The sequence below is a fragment of the Candidatus Dormiibacterota bacterium genome (genome assembly GCA_035532835.1).
In the GTDB taxonomy this organism is placed as follows: domain Bacteria; phylum Vulcanimicrobiota; class Vulcanimicrobiia; order Vulcanimicrobiales; family Vulcanimicrobiaceae; genus DAHUXY01.
In genome coordinates this window covers 1-9761 of record DATKQG010000026.1, presented here as the reverse complement: position 1 = coordinate 9761, position 9761 = coordinate 1, and the positions used below count along the sequence as shown (strand labels likewise).

Genomic DNA, 9761 nt, shown 5'->3' with positions numbered 1-9761 from the left:
GGCTTTCCCGGGCGTTTCTTGCGCAGCACCTCGAACGCGCAATGTTCGCAGCGTAGAATGTAGCGCTTGCTCGACTCGGTAAGCGGACGCACGTTGCCCAAGTCGTGATAGATCGACGATAGGCCGCACTCGCGCAGCTTCTTCTTGAAGCGCGCGCTGTGGCCGGTGTCGCGATGCTGAGCGAAACACCACGCGTGCACCATTTCGTGCAGCAAGGTTTCCTCGAGCGCTTCGGGGTAGCGTTCGAAGTGCTTCGTCGAAAGCTCGATGAGCAACGGAAAAGCGCCGTAGGTTATTCTTCCGGCAGAATTTGAGAAGCGCGCGTTGTAGCGAATCCGGCAATCCGGAGCCTGCCCGTTGAAATGCTGATAATTCAAGCGTGCGTAAAGGAGCTGAAGATCGGCTTCGGTAGGGAGCACGAATGATTCGGTTCGTCGTTCGTCCAATCGAATCATGGTGAAACAAGCTTCGCCCCGCGGCCTGCCGCCGCGCATCTACCTCCCGATCGTCGCGGTCTTCGCCTTGCTCTTTCTGGGGGTGATGGCGTACCTCGTCGCCGACGGCCTCGGCGTTACGGGTTCGGTCTTCGGCAAGAGCGGGAGCGCGACGGCAGCAAACCCCGCCCAGCAAGCGCAAGGCGCTCAGAACAGCGTTCAGGGCGGCGGGCCTCCCCCGGCCGTCATGGCGCAATTGCAAACGCTGCGAGCGCGCATCGCGAAGGATCCGAAAGACGACGTCGCGCTAACGCAACTGGGCGATATGTACCTAGCCGCGAGCAAATTTCAGCAAGCCATTCCGTTCTACGAGCGCGCGCTCAAAGCCAACCCGTCGAACGTCGCCGCCCAGACCGGCTTGCAACAAGCCAAGTCGGGGATCGCCGACCAAGCCGCCGCCAATCAATGAGGCTCTACGTCTCGTGCGATATGGAGGGCACGGCGGGCGTCTGTTCGTGGATGCAAGTCGACCCATCCGATACGCACGAATACCCGGCGTATCGCCGCTACATGACCCGCGAAGTGCGCGCCGCCATCGAAGGTGCCCGCGCCGTCGCTCCGGCCGAGGTCCTCATCAACGACTCGCATTGGAGCATGCGCAATCTCCTGTGGGACGAACTGCCGCACGACGTGCGCGTCATCTCCGGCTCGCCCAAGCCGCATTCGATGATGGAGGGCGCGCAGGCCCCATTTGACGGCGCCTTCTTCACCGGCTACCACGCGAAGATCGGCGATGCAAACGGCACGCTCGCCCACACCTACAGCAATAGCGTGCTCTACAACGTCTCGATCAACGGCGTACGCTGCAGCGAAGCGATGCTCAACGCGGCCATGCTCGGCTCCCAAGGAACGCCGCTCCTCATGATTACCGGCGATCGCACGATCGTCGAGGAGACCACCGCCGCGATGCCCTGGGTCACCGGCGTCATCGTGAAAGACGCGATCGGCTACTACAGCGCCAACTCCATGACCCCGGCGAGCGCCTGCGAGGCGATTCGCGCCGGTGCGGACGCCGCGATCCGCGGAATGGCTGCGGCGCGCCCATTCACCTTCGCACCGCCGATCGAGCTAGTGATCGAAACCGCCGGCGTCGAGCATGCGGACTTCATCGAGTTACTACCCACCTTCGAACGCGTCGGCGGCCGAGCCGTGCGGCACGTCGCGGCCGACTACCCATCGGCATTTCGCGCTTTCCTCGTCGCCACGCGTCTAGCCGGCGCGGCCACGGCAACCGCATGAAACTCTACATCTCCTCCGACATGGAAGGCGTAGCGGGCGTCTGCGCGTGGGAGCAAGTCGACGCGCGCACCCCGCATCCCGAATACGCGCTTTACCGCGAATACTACACGCACGAAGTCCGCGCCGCCATCGAGGGCGCGCGCGAGCTCGGCCCGGCGGAGATGCTCGTCAACGACTCGCACGGCCCCATGCGCAATCTGCTCTTCGATCTGCTGCCGCCCGATATCCGCGTACTGTTCGGCAATCGTAAACCCTATTCGATGGTGCAAGACGCCGACTCCACGTTCGACGGCGCCTTCTTCATCGGCTACCACGGCGCGATCGGCGACGCGAACGCGGTGCTCTGCCACACCTACACGCCGTCGGTGATTCACAACCTCCACGTCAACGGCGTGCGCTGCAGCGAAGCGACGCTCAACGCCGCACTCCTCGGCCACCACGGCGTACCGCTGCTGCTGGTAACCGGCGATCGCACGACGGTCGAGGGCGTGCAACGTCAAATGCCCTGGGTTGAAGGCGTCATCGTCAAAGAATCGATCGGCACGTTCAGCGCCGATTCCATCTCGCCGGCCGCCGCGCAACGCGCGATCGCCGCGGGCGCGCGCCGCGCCCTCGAACGCCGCGACGAAATGGGAACGTTCGTTTTCGAGCCTCCGATCGCGATGGAGATCGATCTCGCCAAAGTCGAGCAGGCCGATCTGGTCGAAATGATTCCCGGCTTCGAGCGCACGGGCGCTCGCAGCGTACGCTTCATCTGCGACGACTATCCGACGACGTTCAAAGCCTTCGTCGCAACGTTCCGCCTGGGAGCAACGGCGTAGGGGCCTCTCGCTGCATAGAGTGGGGCCGGGTAGGCTACGCCGTTGGGACGGGGCCTGTGAGGGAGGAGCGGAGCCCGGAGGGCGGGAGCGACGACGAACGGAGTAGTGTTTTTCACATGAATGTGAAAAACACGCGCGTCCCCGTCCCGGCGGTGTAGCCTGCCCGGCCACGCTCTATGCGGGCAACGAGCCCGTCCCCGTCAGCCGATCGCTACCGGCCGGCCGAGTGCGATGGCGATCGTCATGACGTCGTCTTCGCTGAGCGCGAGTTGCTCCATCGCAGCGCGATGTACTTCGATCGCTTCCTCATTCGCGTTGCTCGCGGCGCGCTCTTCGCGCAGGCGCTTAATCTCTTCGGTGACTCTTTGCGCAAGTTCCATGGTGACATCGACGCCGGCTTCGCCGAGCCAGGCCTCGCGCCGGCGTAACGTGCCTTCTACGAGAGCGACGCCCGAGTGCTTGCCGTAAACGAAGCTCGTTTCCGCACCGACCAACTCGGTCGGCACGGCTTCATACATGCGGCGATCGATCATCACACCGTGGGTGTGAATGCCGGATTCGTGGGTGAAGACTTTCTCGCCGACGATCGGCTCGTGCTGCTGCATCGGGATCCCGCTCATGCGCTCCATGAATCGCGCGAGATCGCGTAACTTATCGTATTTGAAGCCGGGGATGTCGATGCCGTAGAGCACTCGCAGAGCGACCGCGTATTCGTGCAGCTTCACGTTACCGGCACGTTCGCCGTAGCCGTTGGCCGTTACGGAGATGACGCGAAATCCGCACGACGTCGCGGTGATGGCGTTGATCGTGCCGAGACCGTAGTCGTTGTGGAGGTGCGCGACGAGCGGCATGTTCTTCGGCATGGCGGCGACGATCCGCGAGCCGTACCAGCGCATCGCTTCGGGCGTGAGGCAGCCGACCGTGTCCGGCCAGGCGGGGCGGGTTCCGCCCGCTTCGAGGCCGCGTTTGAAGTATTCGATGAAGTAGTCGACGTCGCCGCGGCTGCCGTCTTCGGCGCCGAACTCGATGCTTTCCACGCCGCACGCGCGAGCGTGCCGGATCGCGTCGCACTGCAATGCGATGTTCGCGTTGCGATAGAATTCCAGGGGTAGATCGAGCCATTGGCTCTCTTCGCGGCCCTCAAAACGCAGCAGCGTTTTGCCGATTTTGTACTTCATGTGTAGATCGGAGCCGCTCGAAAAGATGAAGAAAGTCACCTCGCGCGGATCGATGCCCACGTCGCGCAGCGTCTTGACGGTCACGTCGATGTCGCTGCGGCTACTGCGGCACATCACGACGATCTCGACGTCGCGGAGCTCGCCGTCGCGTTTAGCTTCCATGATGAGCTGCAGGGTGGCGCGGTCGCCCGCCGATGCGGCCGGGAAGCCGACGCTCATCACGTGCACGCCGACCGCAGCGATCGCCTTCGCGATCTCGAGCTTCTGTTGGGGCGTGTAGCATACGCCCGGCATCTGCTCGCCGTCTCGCAGCGTCTCATCGTAGAGACGGATCTCCGAGGGATCGGGGAAGGGGACGGTTTTCGTAAACTCTTTCGGGTTACGAATGAGGCGTTCGATCGGCTCGCGCAGTTCCATGATGTCCTCCGTGGATGGGGTTCTACAAATTGACGGTCGGTTCATCGCGCGGGGCGATGCCCGCATCGACGGCCGCGCTGGACTGAGCTTTGCGGCTATAGATGCGTAATTCGGCGATATCGCGCGGGAAGAGCAACTCGAGCAGCCAGTCGAACGCGACGCGCAGTTTCCGATCGAGGCCGGGCAGGCGCAGCAAGTAATAGCTGCGCCATAGGAACCAAGCGGGAAAGCCGGTCAGTATTCGGTCGCCCGGCAGTTGGGCGACGGCCTTGCGTCCCCCGAGCGACGCCATCATGCCGAGCGAGGTAAAGTGGAACGAAGCCGGCGGTTTGCCGCGGAGCGTTGCGACGATGTTGTCTGCGAGAACCGGGCCCTCGCGGATCGCATGCTGCGCGGTTGGCGGATAGGTGCCGCCGGCGCCGTTCGGGATCGCCGCGCAATCGCCCGCCGCCCACACGCCCGCGAACCCTTCGACGCGCATCGTCGCATCGGTCAGCACCGCTCCGCGCTTGTTCAGCGGCAACGCCGTGCGCTCGACCGATGGGCTCGGGGTGACGCCCGCGCTCCATACGATGGTCGCCGTTTCGATGCGCCGCCCGCTCTGCAGCACGAGGCCCCGGTCGTCGGCCGCGGATACGCCGTCGCCGGTGATGATTTCGATGCCACGCGCGGCCAACGCGCGCTCCGAGTAGCGCCCCATGTTCGGCGGTAACCCCGGCAGCAGCGTCGCGCCGCCCTCCAGCAGGATCAGCCGGATCTTGCCTAACGCGACGTTCGGATAGAAGCGCACCACGCTGCGAAAGAGGCCGACCAATTCGCCGGCCGCCTCGACGCCGGTAAAACCACCGCCGACCACGACGATGGTGAGCAATCGCGCTTGCTGCTCGGCATCGATGGTTGCGTCGGCAAGCTCGAGCAACCAAACCAAGCGGTTGCGTAGAATTCCGGCGTCTTCGAGGGTTTTGAGCGCGAACGCGCGCTGTGCGACGCCGGGAAGCCCGAACGTCGACGTCGACGAACCCATCGCCAGCACGACCTGGTCGTAGTCCATGTTCGCGCTTTGACCGGTTAACGTATGCGTGTAGCGCACGCTCTTCGCCGCGAGATCGAGCTGCTGCACGTCGGCCAGCACGAATTGCGTGCGTCGCAGTTGCGGGCGAATGGGCGTGACGACGTGGCGCACGTCGAGTTCCCCGGAGATCACCTCGGGAAGCATCGGCGTAAAAAGCGTGAAATTCTCGCGACTGATGAGGACGATTTCCGCTTCGTCCGGGCGCAAGCGAGCTTCTAAGCGCTGGGCGACCGCCATCCCGGCAAACCCGCCTCCGAGAATGACGATGCGGGGGCGAATGCTCCCCGGCGGGAAATCAAGCATGGTGAACCTCGAGCAACCCGATCAACCTCCGCATAACCCGGACCCTTCCGTAACGGGCGAGTACTTACCGCCCGACGCGGCTCCGTCCGGCTCGGAACACAAAACCCGCAAGGGCGCAAAAGGTGTCGGCGCGGCGGCGACGGGCCTCGGCTTGCTCGCGCTCAAGTTCAAGGGCCTGTTCGCGGTGCTCTTGCAGTTCAAGTTTTTCTTTATCGGCCTCAAGCTGCTCTCGCTCACGTGGCCGTTTCTCCTCACGCTCTGGCTCTACGTCGTGTTCTTCGGCTGGAAGCTCGCGATCGTCATCATTCTGCTCGTCCTCGCGCACGAGATGGGCCACTATGCGGCATTCCGCGCGTACGGCTTGCCGGTGAAGCTGCCGGTCTTTCTCCCCTTCATGGCCTATACGGCCGGCGCGGTTCCGGCCGATCTCGAGCAAGATGCGTATATCGCGCTGGCCGGGCCGCTGACGGGCCTGGCGCTCGCGGCGACGTGTTACGGCGTCGGGCTTGCGCTCCACGATAGTTTTTGGTTTGCGTGCGCCGATTTGAGCGCGTTCCTCAATCTTTTCAATATGATCCCGGTGCCGCCGTTCGACGGCGGGCGCGTGATCGGCGCGGTGTGGCCCGCCCTTTGGGTTTTCGGTTTCGCGCTCTTCATCGGGCTAGCGATCGTGCTGCACATTCCGATCCTGTTCGTGCTGATCATCGGATTGGTGGGCTTACCGTCGATGATCTCGGCGTGGCGCGGACACGTCGATCCTCGAGCCGCGCTGATGACCAACGCCGCGCGCCTGCGCGTCAGCGTGTGGTATCTCATGACGTTGCTCGGTCTGATCGTGGTGATGGGCCAAGCCCACGCCCTGACCGCCGGAATTCGCGGATCGATGTGAGCGGCGAAGGCGCAACGCCCGATTTCGCGATGCTTCGCGCGGTCGAGGTGCTCGCGAATATCTACGAGCGCAATCGCAAAACGGCGGACGAGCCGCCGCCGCCGCTCGATCGCCCGGTCGTGCTGTTCAACGAGGCGATTCCTCTCGACGTTACCCGCACGACGCGCGACGAGGTGGAAAAGACGCTCGGGATCGCGTTCGCATATCCGGCACGCGGCTGGCACACGTACTGCGTGTTCGGAGCCAACCGCACGCGGGAGTTTTTGAGTCTGTTTTACAGCAGCGCCGACCGGCGCCTCGCATCGGCCGAACTCTATCTGCCCAAGAGCGATCGCGCACCGAAACTCGAGGCCAGGGATCTCGGCGGTTTTCGCCTGGTACCTTCGGAGGTGGCGCTGGGAATGCAAGTGACCGCGCTCCCGGAGAACTTCGCGCGCATCATGGCGCCCTCCGAGCGTGCCGCCTATGCCGACATCTTCGAAGCGCGCTTCCCCGGAGGGGCCGCCTACGCGATGGGCAACAAAGGCCTGATCGAGCGCATCGCGCTCTACGTGCTCAAGCCCTCGCCGCCGATTTCATAGGCTCGCCACTCTAGATATCCACGTTCATCATATTGTCGAACGGCGTGACCGCATTGGGATGGAAGTTCTTCAGGTCTTTGTTTACCATGAAGATGTCCTCGCGGCCTGACATGACGATCGTCGGCACCTGCTTCGCTAGCCGCTCGAATACGATCCGATCATCCGCATTGCGTTGCGCTTGGTCGTAGTGACCGTAGAGATCGTGCATGGCTTTATTGGCCGCGGGGTCGCACCAGTGTAGATCGTTCTGTCCGTTCGGCGGAATTTGATCGCAGGCATATTCGAAGGAAAAATCGCCGATCGGGTCGTCTCCCCAGGCAAACCCAACCACATCCCACTTGCCGCCGTAAATGATGCCGCCTTCATTAAACGGCGCAAAGAGCAGGTTCGCCGGATAGTGCCGCACGTTGATGCTAACGCCGATCTGCTTCCACCACGACCGAATCAGCTCGATCTGGGAATCGAAATCCGGCGTGCCGGTTGACGTAGCAAAGTCGAGATTGAGTTTTACGCCGTTCTTCTCGCGGATGCCGTCGATGCCGCGCTTCCATCCGGCCGCATCGAGCAACGCGTTGGCACGCGCTATGTCGAATGGTGCGAGTTGAATCGACGGGTCGTAATAGGGCGCATTCATCGGCGCGACCCCTTCCTGCAATATCCCTACGCCGTGGCTGATCTTCTCGATGATGGTCTTGCGGTCGATCGCCATCTCCAGCGCTCGACGAACGGCAAGGTCTTTCACCCGCGGACGGGTGACGTTGAAATCAAGATGGTTGAAATAATATGCGGGCTGACGGATCGCGGTGTATGCGGTGAGCGACTTGGCTTTGGCGTAGTAGTTTCCCGGAACCGGATACCACAGATCGAGCTCGTGCGCCTGTAACTGCGTGAGAATGGTATCACGGTTTGGAATAATTTCGAAGTCGATCTCTTTGAGTTTGGGCTGACCGCGGAAGTAGTACGGGTTCGGTACCATGACGACGCGCTGCGAACGCGACCATTCCTTGTATTTGAACGGCCCGGCTCCGACCGGCAGCGAGTTAAACGGCACGTGGTTGATGTTCGGATACTTCGCGAGCAGGTGCTTGGGCAAGATGGACGGGTTTGCCGCGGCGCTCGAAAAGAACGTGACGATAAACGGCGAGTAGGGCTTGCTCAGGTGAAAGACGACCGTGTATTTGTTCGGCTCGTCGATCTTCGTGATACGGTCCCAGCCGGCCCGGCTCACGACGTTGTTTGCCGGATTCAGCACCGCATGCTCGGTCGTCCATACCACGTCGTCGGCCGTTAGCGGTTGCCCATCCGACCATTTGAGGCCCTTGCGCAGATGATAGGTGATGGTCAACCCATCCGCGCTAATTCCGCCATCTGCTTTAGTTGGCACCTCCGTAGCAAGTTCCGGATACGGCCTGTTATGTGCGTCCCACTTAATCAGAAATGCGGCCGTCAACGACGACATGAGCCCAACAGTCAGCTGCTGGCTCAATAGCGGGTTGAGCGAATTAATGTCTTCCGCCGTCGCATACCGCAGTACGTGCGGGATGGTGAACGCGTTGACGCGCCCGTTTGCCAGGGCCGTCGTTCCCGTTTGAGCTTTCGAGCAGCCGGCGATGGCTACCAAGAGGCAGAGTGAAACCGCGATGCGCTTCATTAAATCGAGTACTCCCACGGATCCCAGAATGCCGAGATCACCGGCGATGGCGTAAAGCCCTTGAGGTCGCTGTTGTAAACGTAGATGTCTTTCCAGAAGTAGAGGATGATCGTCGGAACGTCGATCGCCATCTGCTGCTGGATGATCTTGTAATCGGCTTTGCGCCGGTTTGTGTCGATCGTTTGGAGGGCGTCCGCCGCGGCGGCGTCGACCTTCGGGTTGCTCCAGAAGAGATTGTTCTGGCCGCCGGGAGCAAAGTTTTTCGTCGTGTAGAGGGGGCTATCGTCCGGGTCGGCGGCTGCGACCCAAGCGAAGATCGCCGCATCGTAATGGCCGCCTTGCAAGGTACCGGTGGCCGGGCTGTTATCGAAGAATTCGCTCGTCGGGGCGTTCTTGACATCGGCTTGCACGCCGACGTCGCGCCACTCGCGCTGCAACAGCGTTTGAATGGCCTTGCCGTACGTGCTCTCGGTCTGCGTGCTCAGATTGAACTCCAAGCGCTTCCCGTTCTTCACCCGCACGCCGTCGGGGCCGACTTTCCAGCCGTCGGCGGAAAGAATGGCCTTGGCTTTGGCCGGGTCGTACGGATGGTGTTGAATATCGTTCGTATAGGCCCACGAGAGCACCGGGCTTTGATCGGTCTCCGCCAAAACGCCGGAGTTGTGCGCGATTTTGTCGAGAATCTCCGGACGATTGGTCGCGTATGCCAGTGCGAGCCGGACCTGGCGGTCGCTCACGATCGGATGGCGTAAATTGAAATCGATGTGCGAGTAGATATACGAATTTACGCGGACGGCGGTCAAATTATTCTTGGGATCGGCCGCGAGCGCCTTATAACGTGGCCAGCTAATGGCGGTGCCGCGCGCGACCATGTCGATCTCGTGCGTCTGGAGTTGCGTGATCATCGTATTTTCGTCGGGCATCATCCGAAAGACGACTTCGTTGAGTTTCGGCTTGCCTAGGTAGAAATCGGGATTCGCTTCGAGCCGAATCTTGGAGCCGCGCTCCCACTCCACCACCTTGAACGGTCCGCTGCCGATCGGCATCGAGTTGAACGACGACGTATTGAACGAGCCTTTGGCGTCGTTGACCTTGGCGAGAATATGCTCGGGAAGA

10 protein-coding genes are annotated in these 9761 nt (G+C 62.1%); 5 read left to right on the top strand and 5 right to left on the bottom strand.

Annotated features, from left to right (window positions below; translation table 11 throughout):
- Nucleotides 1-419, bottom strand: a 419-nt coding sequence (locus VMW12_03825) for a SprT-like domain-containing protein (GenBank protein HUZ48856.1), incomplete at its 3' end; no start/stop codon positions are given.
- A gap of 34 nt (nucleotides 420-453) precedes the next feature.
- Between VMW12_03825 and VMW12_03820 the strand changes: the two genes are divergently transcribed.
- Genes VMW12_03820 through VMW12_03810 form a run of 3 tightly spaced genes read left to right on the top strand, consistent with a single transcriptional unit; the run spans nucleotide 454 to nucleotide 2554 of the window.
- Complete coding sequence (locus VMW12_03820) at nucleotides 454-903, top strand: hypothetical protein (GenBank protein HUZ48855.1); 450 nt, start codon at nucleotides 454-456, stop codon at nucleotides 901-903.
- Nucleotides 900-1733, top strand: coding sequence for a M55 family metallopeptidase (locus tag VMW12_03815; GenBank protein HUZ48854.1), 834 nt, complete (start codon nucleotides 900-902; stop codon nucleotides 1731-1733). The genes VMW12_03820 and VMW12_03815 overlap by 4 nt, the downstream gene beginning before the upstream one ends.
- On the top strand, nucleotides 1730-2554 hold the full coding sequence (locus tag VMW12_03810) for a M55 family metallopeptidase (protein ID HUZ48853.1): 825 nt from the start codon (nucleotides 1730-1732) through the stop codon (nucleotides 2552-2554). Before VMW12_03815 ends, VMW12_03810 begins: the two co-directional genes overlap by 4 nt.
- 200 nt (nucleotides 2555-2754) lie before the next feature.
- Here VMW12_03810 and VMW12_03805 read toward each other — a convergent pair whose 3' ends face one another.
- Complete coding sequence (locus VMW12_03805) at nucleotides 2755-4149, bottom strand: hypothetical protein (GenBank protein HUZ48852.1); 1395 nt, start codon at nucleotides 4147-4149, stop codon at nucleotides 2755-2757.
- A gap of 22 nt (nucleotides 4150-4171) precedes the next feature.
- Nucleotides 4172-5524, bottom strand: a complete 1353-nt coding sequence (locus VMW12_03800) for an NAD(P)/FAD-dependent oxidoreductase (protein ID HUZ48851.1) — start codon at nucleotides 5522-5524, stop codon at nucleotides 4172-4174.
- Here VMW12_03800 and VMW12_03795 point away from each other — a divergent pair.
- Both VMW12_03795 and VMW12_03790 read left to right on the top strand, forming a co-directional pair.
- Nucleotides 5523-6413, top strand: coding sequence for a site-2 protease family protein (locus VMW12_03795; GenBank protein ID HUZ48850.1), 891 nt, complete (start codon nucleotides 5523-5525; stop codon nucleotides 6411-6413). The two genes, VMW12_03800 and VMW12_03795, sit on opposite strands and share 2 nt — an antisense overlap.
- The gene (locus VMW12_03790) at nucleotides 6410-6994 is read left to right on the top strand and encodes a hypothetical protein (GenBank protein HUZ48849.1); all 585 of its coding nucleotides are present in this window, start codon (nucleotides 6410-6412) and stop codon (nucleotides 6992-6994) included. Before VMW12_03795 ends, VMW12_03790 begins: the two co-directional genes overlap by 4 nt.
- Before the next feature lie 10 nt (nucleotides 6995-7004).
- Here the strand turns inward: VMW12_03790 and VMW12_03785 are convergent, their stop codons facing one another.
- Together VMW12_03785 and VMW12_03780 are read right to left on the bottom strand one after the other, a co-directional pair.
- The gene (locus VMW12_03785) at nucleotides 7005-8645 is read right to left on the bottom strand and encodes a peptide ABC transporter substrate-binding protein (protein HUZ48848.1); all 1641 of its coding nucleotides are present in this window, start codon (nucleotides 8643-8645) and stop codon (nucleotides 7005-7007) included.
- Nucleotides 8645-9761 (bottom strand): ABC transporter substrate-binding protein (locus VMW12_03780; GenBank protein ID HUZ48847.1); only part of this gene is annotated, 1117 nt, incomplete at its 5' end. The genes VMW12_03780 and VMW12_03785, both read right to left, overlap by 1 nt.

What these genes read in the sequence shown, in the direction of transcription:
- VMW12_03810 (HUZ48853.1), top strand. Translation starts at nt 1,730, where the DNA reads ATGAAACTCTACATCTCCTCCGACATGGAAGGCGTAGCGGGCGTCTGC.
- VMW12_03800 (HUZ48851.1), bottom strand. Translation starts at nt 5,524, where the DNA reads ATGCTTGATTTCCCGCCGGGGAGCATTCGCCCCCGCATCGTCATTCTC.
- VMW12_03820 (HUZ48855.1), top strand. Translation starts at nt 454, where the DNA reads ATGGTGAAACAAGCTTCGCCCCGCGGCCTGCCGCCGCGCATCTACCTC.
- VMW12_03805 (HUZ48852.1), bottom strand. Translation starts at nt 4,149, where the DNA reads ATGGAACTGCGCGAGCCGATCGAACGCCTCATTCGTAACCCGAAAGAG.
- VMW12_03785 (HUZ48848.1), bottom strand. Translation starts at nt 8,645, where the DNA reads ATGAAGCGCATCGCGGTTTCACTCTGCCTCTTGGTAGCCATCGCCGGC.
- VMW12_03815 (HUZ48854.1), top strand. Translation starts at nt 900, where the DNA reads ATGAGGCTCTACGTCTCGTGCGATATGGAGGGCACGGCGGGCGTCTGT.
- VMW12_03795 (HUZ48850.1), top strand. Translation starts at nt 5,523, where the DNA reads ATGGTGAACCTCGAGCAACCCGATCAACCTCCGCATAACCCGGACCCT.